This window comes from Polaromonas aquatica (genome assembly GCF_042659145.1).
GTDB lineage: Bacteria > Pseudomonadota > Gammaproteobacteria > Burkholderiales > Burkholderiaceae_C > Polaromonas > Polaromonas aquatica.
Genome location: NZ_JBHSRS010000002.1, coordinates 129,325 through 148,983, shown reverse-complemented (window position 1 = coordinate 148,983; position 19,659 = coordinate 129,325). Strand labels below are relative to the sequence as shown.

The following is a 19,659-nucleotide window of genomic DNA, read 5'->3' as shown; positions in this document are numbered from 1 at the left end:
AAGGGATGCGTCCGGTTCGCCCGGAGCTCCGACAGCATAGCAGAGCGCCCTTCGCCATATGACGTCCGACGACGATAGGGAATCACTGATAATGAATGCCGTTCCTCAGCGACGCCGACCATTATTTTGCAGAAAAAATCAATCAATCTCCGGCTCATACTTGTTTGCCTTGCCGCAGCATCCGTTGGCCTTCCCATTGCGATCATCAGCATCGCCAAGATTCTTCTGCTGCTTGGTGGAACAGCAATTCTATTAACCGGTAAACCGGCATCCGCGATGGAGCCGGCAAAAGGCAGGTTGAAATACACGCCGATTGCCGTACTGCTTGTCCTGGCCGCTTTCGCCATCAGCCTGTTATGGACCACGGCGTCATCGGCGGAAGCCATGAGTTCTCTTGGCAAATACGGCAAATTGCTGATGATTCCGCTGATCGTTGTGCTGCTTCGCAATCGTGCCGAAACCATCTATGCCCTCGGCGTCTTTGCGTTGGTACAGATATTCCTCTTAGTCAGTTCATGGATGCTGTTTTTTCATTTACCCGTCCCTTGGGCAACATCACCCATGGCGCACATCCAGCACGCGGCCTTCTCCAGTTACCTCGATGAAGGCATCATGACTGCAGTCTTTGCAGGAATCTGCTGGCATTTGCGAGCGCTGGTTCCGGGCAGGTACGGCCGGTATTTCGCAATTGCCGTGGTCATTTTCGCCCTGGTGAATGTATTTTTTGTGTTCGACGGCCGAAGCGGCCACGTGGTCGCGATTGTCCTGATGTCGCTCGCCATCATGTGGGAGATGCCCATACGCTACCGCATCGGCATTGTGTTGCTCCCATTCCTTCTGCTACTTGTGGTGTCAATCCTCTCGCCCAAGGTCCAAAACCGGGTTGAGCAGGTCAGGAATGAAGTTCAGGCCTTTTCCCTGAAAAAAGGAGAGAACGTTGTCACAGGCTCATCGTCTGGCATAAGGCTCCACTTCTGGCACCGGGCCGTTCAATCCATCCTTGAGAACCCGGTCCTGGGATCGGGCGTCGGCAGTTGGAGCCATGAGTTCAATCGGCTTGAGCGGCAACAGAACTCCAGTAATCCCAACATTGCCGCCTTGGGTAATCCGCACCAGGAGTACCTGCAATGGGGCGTGCAACTCGGCATACCGGGCATCCTGCTGATATTGGCCCTGATGATTTCTATCTTGCGGGATACCTTGGGCATGGAGAAGATGGCCGCACGCGCAGCCCAGTCTGCGCTGGCTGCGCTGGCCGTGGCCTGTCTGTTCAACTCAACGATTTATGACGCATTGATTGGCGACTTTTTCTGCGTGACACTGGGCTTGCTGTTGGCCCTGGGCATCCACGCCCCGGCAAACACACATACCGGGTCGGGCGACAAGGAACAAGCAGCCTGACCATGACAGAAGCCGTCGAACCATCACCGCGCAAAAAGCTGTCGACCTGGCAGCGAATTCTCAGAGTCTGGCCTTATTTCAGCACTTCACGCAGTGGCTGGGCGCTGGCTGTAGGTGCAACCATTGTTGCGTCTGCTACAGAGCCCTTTGTCCCGGCATTACTCAAGCCACTGCTTGACCGGGGGTTCCAGAAGGGTTCGCTTGATCTCTGGCTGGTTCCTGTCACGCTCCTGTTGCTGTTCGCTATCCGGGGGCTGTCGGGCTTTGTTGCACAGTACGCCCTGGCCCAGGTGACGAATGAAGGGCTGCAGGCGCTGCGCAAGGCCATGTTTGACAAACTGCTGAGCGCGCGCCTTTCGCTGTTTGCGGACCAGTCGTCCAGCGCTATATCGAACACTGTGGTGTACGAGGTCTACAACGGCTCCGTCATCCTGAACAATGCCATCATGAAACTGGCGCGCGATGTGCTGACGCTGATGGCACTGGTCGGTTATCTGGTTTACCTCAACTGGAAACTGATGTTGGTCGTCTCTCTCCTGTTCCCTGCGGTAGCGCTGGTGATTCAGCTGTTGACCCGGCGTCTTTACAGGCTGACCAAACAAAGCCAGACCGCAACCGATAACCTGGCCTATGTGGTGGAAGAAAACGTGCTGGCGCACCGCGACGTGCGCCTGCATGGCGCGCAGGCCAGCCAGGCCAGCCGTTTCGACGCCCTGAGCCATTCCCTGCGCCGGTTGTCCATGAAGTCCACCGTGGCCTACGCCAGCATGAGTGCCATCACCCAGGTGCTGGCCGCGATAGCCTTGTCGGCGGTTATCTCCATCGCCCTGCTGCAGGGATCGGAAAACACCACCACCGTGGGTGGTTTTGTGGCCTTTGTGACGGCCATGCTGCTGCTGATCGCACCCATCAAAAGCCTCTCGGACGGAGCGACCCCCATTACCCGCGGGCTGGCGGCGCTGGAGCGCGGGCTGGACCTGATGGAGTTGACGGATGACGAGTCTGGCGGCTCGTTTACCAAGGCCAGGGCGTCGGGCGACATTGAGTTTGCCGATGTCAGCGTTTTATACAAGGTGGACGCATCTCCTGCCCTTGACCATTTCAGCCTCTCCATCAAGGCCGGGGAAACCGTGGCACTGGTGGGTACATCCGGCTCGGGCAAAACCACCCTGGTCAATCTTTTGCCGCGTTTTGTGGAAATGAGCACGGGCGCCATTTACCTGGACGGCACTGAACTCCGGCAGTGGGACCTAGCGTCATTGCGTTCTCAGTTTGCGGTGGTGAGCCAGCACGTGGTGATGCTCAACAGCAGCATCGCCCTTAACGTGGCGCTAGGCCAGGCATTCGATCGCGACAAGGTCGCGCAGTGCCTGAAAGCCGCCAACCTCGGCGCCTTGCTAGCCGAGCTTCCGCAGGGAATCGATACCGTGCTTGGTCACAACGCCATGCAGCTGTCAGGCGGTCAGCGCCAGCGGCTGGCCATTGCTCGTGCCTTGTACAAGGATGCGCCCATCCTTATCCTGGATGAGGCCACCTCGGCACTGGACACCGAGTCCGAGCAAGCCGTGCAGGAGGCCATCAGGCGACTGACCTCAAACCGGACTTCGCTGGTGATTGCCCATCGGCTGTCCACGGTTCAACACGCGGACCGCATCATCATGATGAATGCGGGGCGCATCGTCGAATCGGGTACCCACACACAGTTGCTGGCCCAAAACGGCGCCTATGCACACCTGTACAAACTGGGTTTCCAGGGCGCCTGATTTCCCTCGGATGCAAAGCTCCAGCTAGCGGGATCGGGCGGTTACCGCTGCCCTGTATAGCTGCTCATGCCGGCTGACAATTGCGCCCCACTCAAACCCGGCGGCAAACGCACGAGCATTGTGGCCCAGCCCGTCGCCAAGCGCATCGTCTTCAAGCACCCGGCGCAGGGATCCAGCCAGCGCATTGGCGTCATGCGGGTCCTCAAGGATCAAGGCGTTGCCCCCGTTTTCAAGCATGCCCGAAATACCGCAGTACTTTGAACTGCTGACAATCACCGGCAAACCATGCGCCATGGCCTCAAGCACCACCATGGCAAACGTGTCTTCCCGCGTGGGGTGTGCAAGGCAATCTGCCGCGCGGTAAGCCGGGCTGACATCTTTCATGGCACCGAGAAAAAACACCCGCGATGCGAGACCGGCCTGCTCTGCCTGCTGGCGAAACAACGGCAGCTGGGCCGAATGGCCGACCACGGCCAGCACCACATCGTCAGGCAAAAGACGCATCGATTCAATCAGGGTCTCGAGGCCTTTTTTCCGGAAGTCATTGCCGACAAAAAGAATACACGGCCTGTCTTGCGGCAAACCAAGTTGCTGCCTGGCGTCCTGCCTCGTGGCCACTGACATGGGCAGCCTCGGCAACTCGATACCAGGCGTGATCAGGGTCGTCATCGCCATGGCCCCGGGGTAGCTCGCGGCAAAGATGTTTCGCAGCGTTTCGGAGATCACCACGACCTGGCGCCCCGTGCGCACGGCATAACGCATGTGCTCCAGCCACAGGTAAACCAGCAGCCGCGGGCTGCTCAGCACCTTGACCCAGCGCAACGCGCGCCGCCAACCCGTGCGACCATGAAACAGGCTGTATTTGACCGGCAGCACATGCACCGTCTGCACATCGCCATGCCAGGTGTTTTCATGCGAATGAACCACGTCAAAACCCTTGCGGGTGGCCCACCATGTGGCCTTCGCGAACCAGAGCTGGTTAAACCAGCGGGGCCTGCGAACCGGCATGCTGACGCGGTGATAACTCACGCCCGGCCAGTCATGTTCTATGGATTGGGCAAAAACATGAATGTCGTGCCTTTCCGCAAGCTGCTCCACCAGCGCAATCGCGTAACGTTCAGCGCCGCCTGCGGTGGGCGAGAAGGTACGGCTCAATACGGCTATGCGCAGCTTTTTTGCAGGTGGCGTCATTTTTTGCGCCTGTCCTCATAGGCCGTCGCAACCTTGAGCCAGAACATGGGCAAACTGGTGGAACGCAAGACGGGTACGCGAGGTATTTCGAGCATGCCCACGCCTGCATGGCAGCGGCTGCGCTGTGTGGTGGTGGCCGTCACAAAACCCTGTGCCCCGGCCATGGCCGCGTGCCTGGACTCATAACGGCCATAGGGATAACAAAAATGGCTTACTGAACTGCCAAGGGCAGTCTCCAGGTCAAGTTTGCCGCCGGCGATCTCCTGGACACAGGATTCGTCGGCTGTTTCCATCAGGTTAACGTGGTTGCGGGTGTGAGATCCGATTTCCTGCCCGCCCGCAAGCCACTGCCGCATCTGGGCCTCATTCATCAACGGCGTCTGGGCAATACCGGCACCCTGGTCCCATAGGTTTGTTTTCCCGGCCAGGCCGCTGACCGCATAGCAGGTGGAAGAAAAACCATGGCGCACCAACACCGGCAGCGCGTGTATCAGGTTGTTGAGATAGCCGTCATCAAAGGTAATGCCAACCACCTTGCCCGTGCGCTCGCCACTCAGGTAAGGCTGGAGGCCGCTCATGGACAAACCGGTGTAGCCCAGCCATTTCAGCCAGGTCATCTGACGCGCGAACGCGGCCGGTGACACATACAGACTGCGGAACGGCCGGCCTTTAGGCGGTGCCTCGTCAATCTGGTGATAAACCAGAATCGGGATCGGCTGCGGGTTTTGGGTCAGCAGGTTGGTCATGCTTGCGGGTTGAGGAAAAACTGCGCCTGAATCGCTCAAAGCAGGACGATATCGTATTGTTCCTGTGCCATGGCGGCTTCAGCCTGCAGTGAAATCGGCTTGCCGATAAAGTCGCTCAGGCCCGCAAGGTGCTGGCTTTCTTCATCGAGAAAAAGCTCTATCACCTTGGGAGAGGCAACAACACGAAACTCCCGCGGATTGAATTGCCTCGCTTCGCGAAGAATCTCGCGCAGGATGTCATAGGTCACGCTGCGTGCCGTCTTGACCACGCCCTTGCCCATGCAGGCATCGCATGGTTCGCAGAGCTGGTGCGCCAGCGACTCACGGGTACGCTTGCGCGTCATCTCCAGCAGTCCCAGCGTTGAAAACCCGTTCACGGTGGTTTTGATGCGGTCACGTGCCAGTTGTTTCTGGAATTCGGCCAGCACGGCATCGCGGTGGTTTTCCTTGACCATATCGATGAAATCGACAATCACTATCCCGCCCAGGTTGCGCAGCCTGAGTTGCCGTGCTATCGCCTGCGAGGCTTCGAGGTTGGTCTTGAAAATGGTGTCGTCAAAATTGCGCGCGCCTACAAAGCCACCGGTATTGACGTCCACTGTGGTCAGGGCTTCGGTCTGGTCGATGATCAGGTAGCCGCCGGACTTGAGGTCAACCCGCCGGCCCAGCGCCCTGGCAATATCCTCGTCGATATTGAACAGGTCAAAAATGGGCCGCTCACCGGTGTAAAGCTGCAGCTTTTGCACTGTGGCGGGCATGAACTCCGCAGCAAAGGTTTTGAGACTTTCAAACTGCTCGCGCGAGTCAATGCGAATGGTTTGCGTGCCCTCCACCACCATGTCGCGCAAAACACGCTGCAACAGGCTCAGGTCCTGGTGCAGCACAGACGCCGGCGGCAAGCGCACTGAAGCATCCTTGATGCGGGCCCAGGTTTTACGCAGGTAGGCAATGTCCTCAGACAGCTCTGCATCGGTCGCGTCCTCGCCATTGGTCCTCAGGATAAAACCGCCGCCAAGGTTTCCCGCCAGTACCTGCATGCGCTGGCGCAATTCGTCACGCTGCTTCGCCGGTATCTTCTGCGAAACCCCGATGTGGTTGTCCTGAGGCAGGAAAACCAGCAAACGCCCGGCAATGCTGATCTGCGCCGTCAGCCGCGCCCCCTTGGTGCCTATCGGGTCCTTCAAAACCTGCACCATCACGGCCTGGCCTTCAAACAACTGCTTTTCAATCGGTTGCAGGGCAGCCATGTTGGGCGTGGTCAAAGCACCGGCGGCCTGTGTATCCGGTTCTGCATGGCGGCTGTTGATGCTGCTCATCAGGTCGGCCACGTGTAAAAAGGCGGCCCTGTCCAGCCCTATATCTATAAAGGCCGACTGCATGCCGGGCAACACGCGCGCGACTTTCCCGAGGTAGACATTGCCGACCAGGCCGCGTTCCAGCGTGCGTTCGACCTGCAGTTCCTGCACCGCGCCGTGTTCCACCACGGCCACCCGGGTTTCCTGCGGGGACCAGTTGATCAGGATGTCTTGTTGCATGTTTTTATGAAAAGCTCTTCAGCTATATTTTGATGCCGGCGCTGCGCAGCAACAAGGCTGTTTCCCGCAGCGGAAGCCCCATGATGCCACTGTAATTGCCGTTGATGCATGTGATATGCAAGGCCGCCCTGCCCTGTACCGCATAAGCACCGGCCTTGCCCATGGGCTCGCCCGTGGCCACATAGGCCCTGATTTGCGGATCGCTCATCGCTTCAAAGCTTACACGCGAAGTGCTTAGCGCTTCAAAACGGCGCCTGCCCGATTGCACGGCCACGGCAGTCAGTACGCGGTGGGTCGTGCCAGACAGCTCCGCCAGCATGCGCCTGGCGTCTTTTGCATCGTCCGGCTTGCCGTAAATGGTACGGCCCAGCGCGACGGTGGTGTCAGAGCACAAAATGGGCGCGACTGGAAGTTTGCGCTGCTTCAGGCGCGCCACGGCGGCATCGAGCTTGAGGCCAGTCACGCGCTTGACGTAAGCCGTCGGCGCTTCGTTTTCAAGCACCGCCTCCAGCGCCTCGGCATCTTCGCTGGCATCCGGCAACAGCAATTCGTACCGCACACCCAACTGTTCCAGCAACTGCCGGCGCCGCGGACTTTGTGAAGCAAGGTATATGAAATCGCTCATGCTGTGAACACGTGGGAGTCCGTCCCCTTCAAGCGGGGGCCGCGGAACCGGCTTCGCCGGGCCGCAGGCGCAGCGGCCCCCTCGGGGGGCAGGGAGCTACACGCAGTGAGCGACCGTGGGGGCATCATTCCCTGTGGTACGGATGGTTGATGGTGATGCTCCATGCGCGGTACAGCTGTTCTATCAGCAGCACACGCACCATGGCATGCGGCAAGGTCAGGTCCGACAGGCGTAAACGCTCCTGAGCCGCCTTTTTGAATTCACCGTCCAGCCCATCCGGGCCGCCAATCACGATGGCGACATCGTCACCGGACAACTGCCATGCCTTTAAGCGTTCGGCCAGCGCAACGGTGGTGACGGCTGTGCCGCGCTCATCCAGCGCGACCACGCGCGTACCGCGCGCGATGGCGCCTTCAATGCGGGCCCGTTCGGCCGCCAGCAATGTGTCCAGCGTTTTGGAAGCGCGCGGTTCGGTCTTGACCGCCTTCAGCTCAACCTTGATTTCAGGCGGGAAACGCTTGGCGTAGTCGTCATAAGCCGTTTGTGCCCAGTCGGGCACCTTCTGGCCGACGGCTACTATCGTCAGCCTCATTTGCTCCGGGGCGCGGTTTTCCTGGCTGCGGGCTTTTTGGCCGCTGGGGTCGCTGCGGTTTTCCTTGCGGCAACCTTTTTGGGTGCCGGCACTTTGACAATCGGCGTTTTGGTGGCGGGCTTGGCCGCGGATTTCGCAGTTGCGGTTTTTGCGCCTGCGCGGACGGTCTTCTTCGCCACGGGTTCTGCCGCTGGTTCGGCCTGGTTGCGTTTGGCGGTCCAGTCGCTGGTCTTGCCAAGCCGGCCCACGTAACCGGGTTCATGGTCTTTTACCGGGGCTTTTACCGCCGGTTTGACGCTGCCTTTGGCGCCGGATTTTGCACCGGCCTTGGGCCTGGCCGTCTTGACGGCAGCCTTGGCTTCCTCCTTCGGCTCGGCCTTGGGCGCCTTCACCAGCGGTGCAGGCGCGCCCAGTTTCAGTTTGACCGGTTTTTCACCCCAGAGCTCTTCCAGGCGGTAGTACTGGCGGATGGTCGGCTGCATGATGTGCGCGACTGCTGCGCCGCAGTCCACGATGATCCATTCGCCGTTCTCTTCACCTTCGATGCGGGGTTTGGCAAAACCGGCATCGCGCACTGCATCACGCACGCTGGCAGCCAGCGCCTTGGTCTGCCGGTTTGACGTCCCCGACGCAACAATCACCCGTTCGAACAGCGAAGTGATGTGCTCCGTGTCAAACACCTGGATGTCCTGTGCCTTGACGTCTTCCAGACCGTCAATGATGGCGCGTTGCAGTTTCTGCACGTCCTTCTTCTCAAGGGTCGAGGTGGTTTTGACGGGGGTAGAGGTCATGCAGTGCTTTTGTTCGGTAGGATAAAAATTAACGGGGGCTGTAAACGTGGTTTACTGAAATATAACGCGCAACCGGCTCAGGGACCAAGTCGCCGATTTCACGGGTCTGGCCTGCGCCGGAGGCCATCAACTGGCGAATTTGTGTGGCGCTGACTGGCATCGGGGCCAGCGGGAGCGCCAAAAATCGGTCTTTTTGCTCTGAATAAGCATCAAATTGAGCCTTGGCCGCCGTAGATGTTGCGCGGTCAGCTATACAAATTATAGCAAGCCCGACAATGGCCTGCCATCGGTGCCATTGCCGGAACGCCGCGAACTGGTCAGCCCCCATGATGAGGTAGAGCTGCGCATCAGGGTTTTCAGCCTGCAGCGCCTCCAGCGTGTCAATCGTGAATGTCGGCCCGGCGCGCTGCAGTTCGCGCTCATCGACCTCCACGCGCGGCATGTCCTGGAACGCCAGCCGGGTCATCGCCAGCCGGTGTTCCGGAGCGCTCAACACCCTCGCCTTGTGCCAAGCATAACCCGTGGGAACAACATGCAAGGAGTCCAGTCCGAGCTGCTCCAGCGCGGACTGCGCCAGCGCTACATGGGCGTTGTGCGGCGGGTCGAACGCGCCACCAAAAACGCCTATGCGTTTTTGGTGTGTTGAAGGCAAATCCGCGCTCAAACCCAGTCCCGCCTTGGCAAAAATTCCTTGTAGAGGCGATCTTCAGGCGAGCCCGCCTCCACTTGGCGCTGGTAAGCCCAGCTTGCCAAAGGTGGCATGGACATCAGGATCGATTCCGTGCGGCCACCCGACTGCAGGCCAAAGTGTGTGCCACGGTCCCAAACCAGGTTGAATTCAACATAGCGGCCGCGCCGGTAAAGCTGGAATTCGCGCTCGCGCTCGCCGTAAGGCGTGTCCTTGCGCTTCTGGACAATGGGCAGGTAGGCCTTCAAAAACGAGTCCGCCACGCTCTGCACCATGGCAAAACTCTGGTCCCGGCCAAGCTCGTGAAAATCGTCAAAAAACACGCCACCTATGCCGCGCTGCTCCTGGCGATGTTTAAGGTAAAAGTATTCATCGCACCATTGCTTGAAGCGCGGATACTTGTCGCCGCCGAAGGGGTCCAGCGCATCCTTGCAGGTCTGGTGGAAATGCACGGCGTCTTCGTCAAAGCCGTAATAAGGCGTCAGGTCCATGCCACCGCCAAACCAGCAAACCGGCTCACCGCCGCCCAAGGGCGTGGCGGCCAGCATGCGCACATTCATGTGGACGGTCGGCACATAAGGGTTGCGCGGGTGAAACACCAGCGACACACCCATGGCCTCGAACGGCGCACCGGCGAGTTCCGGCCGGTGCTGGGTGGCCGAGGGCGGCAACTTCGGGCCGCGCACATGCGAAAAACCGCAGCCGGCACGTTCAAACACGGCACCCTGCTCCAGGATCTGGGTGATGCCATTGCCCTGCAGCGGCTCGCCGAGCTCCTTTTGCCAATGGTCGGCCACAAAGGGCTGGCCGTCCAGCTCGGCGATGGCGCTGGTGATGCGCTCCTGCAAGCCCACCAAAAAGGCGCGGACGCCTGAAATGTCTGCCGTGCCCATCAGGATTTGATGGCCCTGTACCCGATGTCCCTGCGGTACTGCGCGCCGTCGAACTGTATGCCGTGGGCCACCTCATAAGCGCGCTGCTGCGCGGCCTTGACGGTGCTGCCCAGCGCCGTAACGCACAACACCCGGCCGCCGGACGTGACCGTATCGGCGCCCTGCCTGCGGGTACCGGCATGGAACACCATGGCGTCATCAGCCGCCTCGGGCAAGCCATGGATCACATCACCTTTGCGCGGGTGCAACGGATAGCCGTGCGCGGCCATCACGACACCGAGTGCCGGGCGGCGGTCCCAGTCGAGTTCGATCTGGTCCAGCGTGCCGGACGTGGCAGCCATCATCACATCGTACAAATCGGTCTTGAGCCGCATCATGATGGGCTGGGTCTCAGGGTCGCCCATGCGGCAATTGAATTCCAGCGTTTTGGGCCGGCCCTGCGCATCAATCATCAGGCCGGCGTACAAAAAGCCGGTGAACGGGATACCGTCCTTTTCCATGCCCTTGATCGTGGGCAGAATGATTTCGCGCATGGCACGGGCATGCACTTCGGGCGTTACCACGGGGGCCGGCGAATACGCGCCCATGCCACCGGTATTGGGGCCCTGGTCGGCGTCAAGCAGGCGCTTGTGGTCCTGGCTGGTAGCCATCACCGCCACGTTTTTGCCGTCACACATGGCGATAAAGCTGGCTTCCTCGCCCTGCAAAAACTCTTCAATCACCACGCGTGCGCCGCCTTCGTTGTGCGTCACGCCCAGCACGTTCTGGTCGGGGCCGGCGGCCAGCATGAATTCGATGGCCTCATGCGCCTCGTGCAGCGTCATCGCCACCACCACGCCCTTGCCCGCGGCCAGGCCATCGGCCTTGACCACGATGGGCGCGCCTTTTTCGTCCACATAGGCATGGGCTGCCACCGCGTCGGTGAAGGTTTCGTACTCTGCGGTCGGAATGCCATGGCGCTTCATGAAGGCCTTGGAAAAGGCCTTTGAGCTTTCAAGCTGCGCCGCTGCCTTCGTAGGGCCAAACACCCGCAGGCCGTGCGCACGGAACTCGTCCACAATGCCGGCCGCCAGGGGTTGCTCGGGGCCCACAACCGTCAGCGCAATCTTTTCAGCAGCAGCCCACTCACGCAGTGCCTTGACGTCCGTGATGTCGATGTTTTCAAGCCGGGCGTCCAGCGCCGTGCCGCCGTTTCCGGGTGCGACATAAACGGCCTGCACCTTGGGCGACTGTGCCAGCTTCCACGCCAATGCGTGTTCACGGCCACCGCCGCCGACTACCAATACTTTCATGCTGAGCTCTCGTTTTAAATGTTATTCAGACAACGCTGCGTTGTGAAAGACTTCCTGCGTATCGTCCAGGTCTTCCAGCACGTCAATGAGGCGCTGCATCTTTGCGGCCTCTTCACCCGACATTTCGATGGTGTTCTCGGCACGCATCGTGACTTCAGCCACCTCGGCCTTCAGGCCCGCGGCTTCAAGTGCATTCTTGACGGCTTCAAAACCGGTGTAAGGCGTCAGCACCTCAATGGCGCCATCGTCGTGCGTGATCACGTCGTCAGCGCCGGCGTCCAGCGCGACTTCCATGATCTTGTCCTCGCTGGCGCCGGGCGCAAAAATCAGCTGGCCGCAATGCTTGAACTGAAAGGCCACGGAGCCTTCGGTCCCCATGTTGCCGCCGTGTTTGGAAAATGCATGCCGCACCTCGGCCACGGTGCGCACCTTGTTGTCCGTCATGCAGTCCACGATGATGGCCGCGCCGCCTATGCCGTAACCCTCGTAGCGAACCTCTTCGTAATGAACGCCCTCAAGGCTGCCGGTAGCCTTGGCAATGCCGTATTTGACGTTTTCATTGGGCATATTGGCCGCTTTCGCCTTGTCCACCGCCAGGCGCAGGCGCGGGTTGGTACCTAGGTCGCCGCCGCCCATTCGTGCCGCGACCATGATCTCGCGCATCACCCGCGTCCAGATGCGCTGGCGTTTTTCATCCTGGCGACCCTTGCGGTGTTGAATATTCGCCCATTTACTGTGACCGGCCACGGAAATCCCTTAAATTTTGGATTAATTGCTTTAATCTACATTCACCATTTTACTTTTTCACCTCAAGGTACCGCCAATGGCCGAATCTTCCGTACCCGCGCTGCTGATAGCGAAAAACACAAATACCAGCTGCGAACTGCTCCCCGGCCTGGCCAACCGCCATGGGCTGATTACCGGCGCCACCGGCACCGGCAAGACCGTCACACTGCAAACCCTGGCTGAAAACTTCTCGAAAATCGGCGTGCCGGTCTTCATGGCCGACGTCAAGGGCGACCTCACGGGCATCAGCCAGGCTGGCAGCATTGGCGACAAGATGGCCGGCATCCTGAAGGAGCGCGGCATTGACACGCCGGAATCCATGGCCTGCCCGGCCACGTTGTGGGATGTCTTCGGCGAGCAAGGCCATCCGGTGCGTGCCACCATTTCCGACATGGGCCCGCTGCTGCTGGGCCGCATGCTCAACCTCAATGAAACCCAGGCCGGTGTGCTTAACCTGGTTTTCAGGATTGCCGACGACAACGGCCTGCTGTTGCTGGACCTGAAGGACCTGCGCGCCATGCTGCAGTACGTAGGCGACAACGCCAGCGAATTCACCACCAAATACGGCAACGTCAGCGCCGCCAGCGTGGGTGCCATCCAGCGCGGCCTTCTGCAGGTCGAAACCCAGGGTGGCGACAAGTTTTTTGGCGAGCCCATGCTGAACATCAGCGATTTCATGCAGACGGTCGATGGCAAGGGGGTCATCAACATCCTGGCCGCCGACAAGCTGATGAACTCGCCGCGCCTGTATGCGACCTTTTTGCTGTGGATGCTGTCCGAACTGTTCGAGCAATTGCCCGAGATCGGCGACCCCGAGAAACCCAAACTGGTGTTCTTCTTCGACGAAGCCCACCTGCTGTTCAACGAAGCGCCCAAGGTGCTGATTGAGCGCATCGAACTGGTCGTGCGCCTGGTACGCTCCAAGGGTGTGGGCGTGTATTTCGTCACGCAAAACCCGCTGGACATTCCCGATTCGGTGCTGGCCCAGCTCGGCAACCGGGTGCAACACGCCCTGCGCGCCTTCACGCCACGCGACCAGAAGGCCGTCAAGGCCACAGCCCAGACCATGCGGCAAAAACCCGGGCTGGACATCGAGACCGCCATCACCGAGCTGGCGGTAGGTGAGGCACTGGTCAGCCTGCTGGATGCCAAAGGCCGGCCCAGCGTGACTGAGCGTGTCTACGTCTTGCCGCCCGGCAGCCAGATTGGCCCGATCACGGCAGAGCAACGCCAGGCGCTGATTCAAAACTCGCTGGTGGCCGGAGTCTATGAAAAAACAATAGACCGCGAATCCGCCTACGAGAAACTCCAGGGGCGTGCCGTTGCAGGCACGGCTGCTGCCGGCACTGCGCCGAATGGTGGCGCTGCGGGGCAAACCGAATCCGGCGGCATCCTGGGTGGCCTGAATGACATGCTGTTCGGCAGGACCGGGCCACGCGGCGCCAAATACGATGGGCTGGCGCAAAGCATGGCCAAGTCGGCGGTGCGGACCATGGGCTCGACGGTGGGCCGCGAGATCATTCGCGGTGTGCTGGGCGGCATTTTTGGCGGCAAAAAGCGTTAAGGCATGTCCCAACCGCTTGGACTGAGCCTGTCGAAGCCCTTCGACAGGCTCAGTCCAAGCGGTATCAATGAAAGGCATCGCCCCCCGGTGAAGCCTGTCGCAAATTAACGACCCGCAGAACCGGCAGGCTTGTCAAGCAAAGCACACGTGGCTACATTGGTTTTTTTGAGGGATCCGCAATGCCTTCTGAAGTTGCTGCCAAATCTTTCGAGCCTGCGCCCTCTCCTGCCGCGCCGCATCACATCCGCCTGACCTCCCATACCGGCGGCCATGGTGCGATACCCATCCACTGGGCGGCAGCGACTGCGACCGAGCGCGGCCCGGTGGTGGGCACCACCACCAAACGCAGCCATCGCAACGTCATAGGCACACACAGCGGCTCCTACAGCATTTACCGCGCTCTGGCAGTGGCATCGGGTGCGCTCAAGGCCAGCCACAAGGCGGATCTGACCAACACCGCTCCCACCAACGTCATCGGCCCGTATCCGCAGTGGAGCGAACCTGGCCGCATCGTCGCCATGGACCCCTGGGGCGCAACCGTGGCCGATGTGTTTGCCAATGAACTGGCCGCCGGCTACGACATTCGCCCCACCATAGCCGTGACCCAGGCGCATGTGATCCTGCCTGAAGTGATTGAAGCCCTGCAGTCCGGCCGCCTGAAAGCCGACGGCAGGTTTTTGACGGCAGGCGGCGCGGCCATGGTCACCAAGGTGGCGGTCGAGCCGGTGTGGTTTCTTCCCGAGGTCGCCAAACGTTTTGGCTGCACTGAAGCCGATTTGCGCCGCGTGCTGTTCGAGGAAACCGGCGGCATGTACCCCGAGCTGGTCACACGCAGCGACCTGGAAGTGTTCCTCCCTCCCATTGGTGGCCTCACGGCTTATATCTTCGGCAATCCGCGCGACCTGGCCAACCCCGACATCGAACTCACCGCACGCGTGCACGACGAATGCAATGGCTCCGACGTCTTTGGCTCCGACATCTGCACCTGCCGGCCCTACCTCACGCACGCGATTGAAGAATGCATACAGGGCGCACAACGCGGCGGCGTGGGCCTGGTGTCCTACTTCCGCAAGGAAGGCCGGGCGCTCGGCGAGGTCACCAAATTCCTGGTCTACAACGCACGCAAACGCCAGATCGGCGGCGACACGGCCGACCAGTACTTTGCCCGCACCGAATGTGTGGCCGGCGTGCAGGACATGCGATTCCAGGAGCTTATGCCCGACGTTCTGAACTGGCTGGGCATACGCAAGATCCACCGCCTGGTGTCCATGAGCAACATGAAGTACGACGCCATCACCCGCGCCGGCATTGAAGTCGTCCAGCGCATCAACATCCCGGAAGGCTTGATCCCCGCCGATGCCCAGGTCGAGATGGATGCAAAGATGGCCGCCGGCTACTTCACGCCGGGCGCCGTTCCCGATGCGGCAGAACTCAAAAAAGCCAAAGGCAGGGGACTGGATGCCTGATGACCGCAACTGAAACTACTATCAAAACCATAGCTGGAGGCGCGCATTTGGCGGAGGCCACAGCCCAATTACGCTCCACAAACACGATACGCGAACGTGCCCGGGCCATGCTTGAGCGCGCGCGGCGCGGCCAGTCCGCCTGGTTTACGGTCAATGACGGCGCGCTGGACACCGCCGCAGTGCTGGTGGCAGAACTGACCAGGGCGCGTTACCCGGACCTGAAGATCCCGTACCACAGCCGCTGGCGGCATTTTGAGGCCGGAGGCGTGGACCGTGCCGGCCAGCTCACCCAAGCCCTGGGAGCAGCCAGCCCCGCTGAACGCGCCCGCGCACAGATCGACCTGGCGCTGGTCAGCGTGCTGCTCGATGCCGGCGCCGGCCCCGACTGGCGCTACCGGGAGCCCGGACTGGCGCGAAAACCCGAACACGAATACAACCGCTCGGAAGGCCTGGGTGTAGCCAGCTTTCACAGCTTCATGACCGGACTTTTTTCCCGCGACCCGGCCCGGCCCTTGCAGGCCGATGCCCAGGGCTTGCAGGCCGTGACGGCCGAACGCCTGGGTCACGCCTTCCAGGTCACGGCTGGCAACACGCTGGTCGGGCTGGAGGGGCGTGCCGCCTTGCTACGCCGCCTGGGCCAGGTCTTGCAGGAGCACGCCGGTGTTTTCGGCCAGCCTGCGCGGCCCGGCCATTTGTTTGACCTGCTGACGCGTGACGGCCAGACCAGCATCCAGGCGCATGAATTGCTGTCGGTGCTGCTGCGAGGCCTGTCGACGATCTGGCCGGCGCAAAACGCGATTGACGGCATTCCGCTGGGCGACTGCTGGCGCCACCCAGCGGCGAACGCCCAGGGCACGGACAGCCCGCTAAGTGACGGCTGGATGCCGTTTCACAAACTCTCGCAATGGCTGACCTATTCGCTGCTGGAGCCTTTTGAATGGGCCGGCATCCGCATTGAAGGGCTGGATGCCCTGACCGGCCTGCCCGAATACCGCAACGGCGGCCTGTTCCTGGACGCCGGCGTACTGCACCTCAAAGACGAGTCGCAGGCGCGGCGTTTGCATCAGGTGGGGGATGAATTGATTGTCGAATGGCGTGCATTGACCGTTGCGCTGCTCGACGAACTCGCGCCGCTGGTGCGCGAGCAGTTAGGATTGACGGCTGCGCAAATGCCGCTGGCCTGCGTGCTCGAAGGCGGAACCTGGGCCGCGGGCCGCGTACTGGCCCAGCAATTGCGCGAAGGCAAACCGCCCCTGAACATCCAGAGCGACGGCACCGTATTTTAGAAAACAGCAAAAGCACCATGACCCTCTACAACGACAAAGTCCACCTGATCGACCACCCCCTGGTCCAGCACAAGCTCACGCTGATGCGCCGAAAGGATGCGTCGACCAACACCTTCCGCACCCTGCTCAACGAACTGAGCATGCTGATGGCCTACGAAGTCACGCGCGACATGCCCATGCAGGAGGTCGAGGTCGAAACCCCGCTGGAAAAAGCCACCTTCAAGGTCATAGACGGCAAAAAACTTGTGTTTGTCTCCATCCTGCGCGCCGGCAACGGCATTCTGGAAGGCATGCTCAGCGTCGTGCCCGGTGCCCGGGTTGGCCATGTGGGTCTGTACCGCGACCCGAAAACCCTGACCGCTGTCGAGTACTACTTCAAGATGCCGCACGACATGGAAGCGCGCGACATCGTGGTGGTGGACCCCATGCTGGCCACCGGCAATTCTGCGATTGCAGCAGTTGAGCGGCTCAAGGAACTGAACCCAAAATCCATCAAGTTCGTTTGCCTGCTCACCTGCCCCGAAGGCATCTCCGCGCTGCAAAAAGCCCACCCCGACGTGGACATCTACACAGCCGCCATTGACCGCCAGCTCAGCGACCATGGCTACATCCTGCCCGGGCTGGGAGATGCCGGCGACCGCATTTTTGGAACGAAATAGGCCCGTAGCCACCGTACAACAAGCGCCACCAGCTCCTTAATTCATAGCAAAACCGCATGCACAGCTCATCTGCGCCGGAGCGCCTGTGGCGTTTTTTAACGTTTTACCTTGTGACGGGCCTCGTGGCGTTTACGGCACTGGCGCTGGGCGGCTGTGCCGGCATGGCGCCCATCCGGCTGGACAACACACCGCGCATGGCCGTGCTGTCGGCTTTTGAGCCCGAACTGACCCTGCTGCTGGCAAAGCTTGAGCGCCCTGCCCGCCACAGCCTCAACGGCGTGGAATTCACCACCGGCACACTGGAGGGCAAACCGGTGGTGCTGTTCCTGTCGGGCATCAGCATGACCAACGCCACCATGAACACGCAGCTGGCGCTGGACCGCTTCAATATCCAGGGCATCGTTTTCAGCGGCATCGCAGGCGGCGTCAACCCTGGCTTGCATATCGGCGATGTCAGCGTGCCCGCGCAGTGGGGCCAGTACCTTGAAGTAGCGATATCGCGCGAAACCTCGCCCGGCCAGTTCACCCCGCCGCCGCACATGGAGCGCCCGATGTTCCCCGCCTTCGGCATGCTGCAGCCGCGCACCGTCGAAACCCGCACCGCAGCCAACCCCACCCTGGTTCGCAAGTTCTGGTTTGAGGCCGACCCAAAAATGCTGGAAACCGCGCGCGGCCTGCGCAACGTCGAACTCATCAGTTGCAAGGCCGGCCAATGCCTCACCCGCAAGCCCGGGCTTGTCATCGGAGGCAATGGCGTGTCCGGCCAGGCCTTTGTCGACAATGCGGCCTTCCGCGAATACGCTTTCAGGACCTTCCAGGCCAATGTGCTGGACATGGAAACCGCCGCCGTCGGCATGGTGGCTTACAGCAACGGCGTGCCTTACATCGCCTTTCGTTCGCTCAGCGACCTGGCGGGTGGCGGCGAAGGCCAGAACGAGATGAACACCTTTTTCAGCATCGCCGCAGACAATTCAGCGCGGGTGTTGCTGGCTTTTCTGGCGGCCTGGAAACCCTGGGATCAAAACACTTTCATGTCAGTCCGCTGATCATGAATGGGGCATTGCCTTACTGCAGGCGCTGCAGCAAGTCCAGGGTTGGATAACCGTCCGCCGGCAATCCCAGGCTGCGCTGGTATTGACGAACACCGCGCCGCGTAGCCGGGCCCATAGTGCCGTCGGGCGTGCCGCTGTCAAAGCCACGTGCATTCAACGCCGTCTGCAGCGCCAGCAACTGGCTGCGTGTCAGCGCCTGCAAATCGCGCGGCCAGGGTGTCTGTACCGAGGGGCCACCAGCCAGCTTTTGTGCCAGCAAGCCAACGGCGAGCGCATAGCTGGTCGAGTTGTTGTAGCGCAGGATGGTGCGGAAGTTGGGTCCGACCAGGAAGGCCGGCCCGCGTGCGCTGGCCGGGAGCAGGATCGAGGTGCCGTCCATCGCCGGCAGCGGCGCGCCATCCATAGCCTGCACACCCTCGCTCGCCCAGGCGGAAGCCGGCTGTCGCACATCGGCGTCGGCGCGCGCGTAGTCGAATCCCGGCGGCAAGCGCACCTCAAGCCCCCATGGCTGGCCTGCTTGCCATCCGGAGCGTGCCAGGAAGTTCGCTGTCGAAGCCATTACATCGGCGACGCTGCCCCAGATGTCGCGGCGGCCATCGCCGTCGGCGTCGACCGCATACGCCAGAAAGTTCGATGGCAAGAACTGAGTCTGGCCCATCGCCCCGGCCCAAGAACCTATCATCTGCGCGCGATCAATGTCGCGATTCTGCAAAATTTTCAATGCTGCGAGCAATTGGCCACGCGCCCAATCCTCGCGTCGGCCCTCGAAGCCTAGCGTCGCCAGGGCATCAATGGTCGGGATGTCACCCACGTTGCTGCCGTAATTACTCTCCATGCCCCAGATCGCGGCGAGGACTTCTGTCGGGACGCCGTAGCGCGCCACGATGGCGTCGACTTCGGGGCGCAACTGCAGCAGCTTGTCCTGGCCACGGGCAATTCGCTGCGCCGACAGCGCGCCGTCAAGGTAGTCCCATACGGTGCGGGTGAACTCGGGCTGAGCCCTGTCCAGCTCGATGACACGCGGGATGAAGCGGACGTTGTCGAATGCGCGTTGCAGTGTTGTCTCGTCGATGCCGGCAGCGCGTGCGAAGGTGCGGAACTCTGCCACCCAGCGGGCAAACTTCTGCTCATGTTCGGCCTCGCCGGATACGGCGGGTAGCGGGCGGCTGCCGGCCATCGATGGAGCCGCTGCCCTGGTTTCGACCGATGGCGTGGAGGCGCAACCCGCAAGGGCAAAGATCGCCAGCAACGTGGGACCAAGCCAGCGGCGCGCTGAGGCTGAAAAACGGGATATTGTTTGCATTCGTTCCATTTTCGTCGTTCTATGGC

Annotated in this window: 18 protein-coding genes; 7 read left to right on the top strand and 11 right to left on the bottom strand. The window is 61.0% G+C overall.

The annotated features are described in order from the left end of the window. The first annotated feature begins 126 nt into the window (after nucleotides 1-126). Both ACFQND_RS01365 and msbA read left to right on the top strand, forming a co-directional pair. Complete coding sequence (locus tag ACFQND_RS01365) at nucleotides 127-1,401, top strand: O-antigen ligase family protein (protein ID WP_377411987.1); 1,275 nt, start codon at nucleotides 127-129, stop codon at nucleotides 1,399-1,401. Nucleotides 1,402-1,403: 2 nt separating this feature from the next. Next, complete coding sequence (gene msbA, locus ACFQND_RS01360; RefSeq protein WP_371435499.1) at nucleotides 1,404-3,164, top strand: lipid A export permease/ATP-binding protein MsbA; 1,761 nt, start codon at nucleotides 1,404-1,406, stop codon at nucleotides 3,162-3,164. Nucleotides 3,165-3,188: 24 nt separating this feature from the next. Here msbA and ACFQND_RS01355 read toward each other — a convergent pair whose 3' ends face one another. The 10 genes from ACFQND_RS01355 to ACFQND_RS01310 form a co-directional block, all read right to left on the bottom strand. Continuing rightward, the gene (locus ACFQND_RS01355) at nucleotides 3,189-4,355 is read right to left on the bottom strand and encodes a glycosyltransferase family 4 protein (protein WP_371435498.1); all 1,167 of its coding nucleotides are present in this window, start codon (nucleotides 4,353-4,355) and stop codon (nucleotides 3,189-3,191) included. After that, nucleotides 4,352-5,101: a polysaccharide deacetylase family protein gene (locus ACFQND_RS01350; protein WP_371435497.1), complete on the bottom strand. Its 750-nt coding sequence runs from the start codon at nucleotides 5,099-5,101 to the stop codon at nucleotides 4,352-4,354. The genes ACFQND_RS01355 and ACFQND_RS01350 overlap by 4 nt, the downstream gene beginning before the upstream one ends. 35 nt (nucleotides 5,102-5,136) lie before the next feature. Continuing rightward, entirely contained in the window at nucleotides 5,137-6,636 is a 1,500-nt protein-coding gene (rng, locus tag ACFQND_RS01345) for a ribonuclease G (RefSeq protein WP_371435496.1), read from the bottom strand. Nucleotides 6,637-6,658: 22 nt separating this feature from the next. Then, entirely contained in the window at nucleotides 6,659-7,261 is a 603-nt protein-coding gene (locus ACFQND_RS01340) for a Maf family protein (protein WP_371435495.1), read from the bottom strand. A 124-nt stretch (nucleotides 7,262-7,385) separates the two neighbouring features. Continuing rightward, the gene (gene rlmH, locus ACFQND_RS01335) at nucleotides 7,386-7,853 is read right to left on the bottom strand and encodes a 23S rRNA (pseudouridine(1915)-N(3))-methyltransferase RlmH (protein WP_371435494.1); all 468 of its coding nucleotides are present in this window, start codon (nucleotides 7,851-7,853) and stop codon (nucleotides 7,386-7,388) included. Then, nucleotides 7,850-8,644 (bottom strand): ribosome silencing factor, encoded by a 795-nt coding sequence (rsfS, locus tag ACFQND_RS01330; protein WP_371435493.1) that lies wholly within the window; start codon nucleotides 8,642-8,644, stop codon nucleotides 7,850-7,852. Before rsfS ends, rlmH begins: the two co-directional genes overlap by 4 nt. A 28-nt stretch (nucleotides 8,645-8,672) precedes the next feature. After that, nucleotides 8,673-9,296 carry a nicotinate (nicotinamide) nucleotide adenylyltransferase gene (gene nadD / locus ACFQND_RS01325; RefSeq protein WP_371435492.1) on the bottom strand — a complete coding sequence of 208 codons (624 nt, stop codon included), beginning with the start codon at nucleotides 9,294-9,296 and terminating at the stop codon, nucleotides 8,673-8,675. Nucleotides 9,297-9,304: 8 nt separating this feature from the next. Next, nucleotides 9,305-10,225: an oxygen-dependent coproporphyrinogen oxidase gene (gene hemF, locus ACFQND_RS01320; protein WP_371435491.1), complete on the bottom strand. Its 921-nt coding sequence runs from the start codon at nucleotides 10,223-10,225 to the stop codon at nucleotides 9,305-9,307. Beyond that, the gene (purD, locus tag ACFQND_RS01315; RefSeq protein ID WP_371435490.1) at nucleotides 10,225-11,517 is read right to left on the bottom strand and encodes a phosphoribosylamine--glycine ligase; all 1,293 of its coding nucleotides are present in this window, start codon (nucleotides 11,515-11,517) and stop codon (nucleotides 10,225-10,227) included. Before purD ends, hemF begins: the two co-directional genes overlap by 1 nt. Nucleotides 11,518-11,538: 21 nt before the next feature. Continuing rightward, on the bottom strand, nucleotides 11,539-12,264 hold the full coding sequence (locus ACFQND_RS01310; protein WP_371435489.1) for a YebC/PmpR family DNA-binding transcriptional regulator: 726 nt from the start codon (nucleotides 12,262-12,264) through the stop codon (nucleotides 11,539-11,541). 76 nt (nucleotides 12,265-12,340) lie between these two features. On the opposite strand from ACFQND_RS01310, the gene ACFQND_RS01305 reads away from it, so the two are divergent. From ACFQND_RS01305 to ACFQND_RS01285, 5 genes are all read left to right on the top strand, one after another. Then, entirely contained in the window at nucleotides 12,341-13,867 is a 1,527-nt protein-coding gene (locus ACFQND_RS01305) for a helicase HerA-like C-terminal domain-containing protein (RefSeq protein ID WP_371435488.1), read from the top strand. A gap of 179 nt (nucleotides 13,868-14,046) precedes the next feature. Then, entirely contained in the window at nucleotides 14,047-15,333 is a 1,287-nt protein-coding gene (locus ACFQND_RS01300; RefSeq protein WP_371435487.1) for a GTP cyclohydrolase II, read from the top strand. Beyond that, complete coding sequence (locus ACFQND_RS01295; protein ID WP_371435486.1) at nucleotides 15,333-16,619, top strand: URC4/urg3 family protein; 1,287 nt, start codon at nucleotides 15,333-15,335, stop codon at nucleotides 16,617-16,619. Before ACFQND_RS01300 ends, ACFQND_RS01295 begins: the two co-directional genes overlap by 1 nt. A gap of 17 nt (nucleotides 16,620-16,636) precedes the next feature. Continuing rightward, the gene (gene upp / locus ACFQND_RS01290; protein ID WP_371435485.1) at nucleotides 16,637-17,278 is read left to right on the top strand and encodes a uracil phosphoribosyltransferase; all 642 of its coding nucleotides are present in this window, start codon (nucleotides 16,637-16,639) and stop codon (nucleotides 17,276-17,278) included. 56 nt (nucleotides 17,279-17,334) lie between these two features. Beyond that, the gene (locus tag ACFQND_RS01285) at nucleotides 17,335-18,324 is read left to right on the top strand and encodes a 5'-methylthioadenosine/S-adenosylhomocysteine nucleosidase (RefSeq protein ID WP_371435484.1); all 990 of its coding nucleotides are present in this window, start codon (nucleotides 17,335-17,337) and stop codon (nucleotides 18,322-18,324) included. Between the two features lie 19 nt (nucleotides 18,325-18,343). Here the strand turns inward: ACFQND_RS01285 and ACFQND_RS01280 are convergent, their stop codons facing one another. Continuing rightward, nucleotides 18,344-19,633: a lytic murein transglycosylase gene (locus ACFQND_RS01280; protein WP_371435483.1), complete on the bottom strand. Its 1,290-nt coding sequence runs from the start codon at nucleotides 19,631-19,633 to the stop codon at nucleotides 18,344-18,346. Between the last annotated feature and the right edge of the window lie 26 nt (nucleotides 19,634-19,659).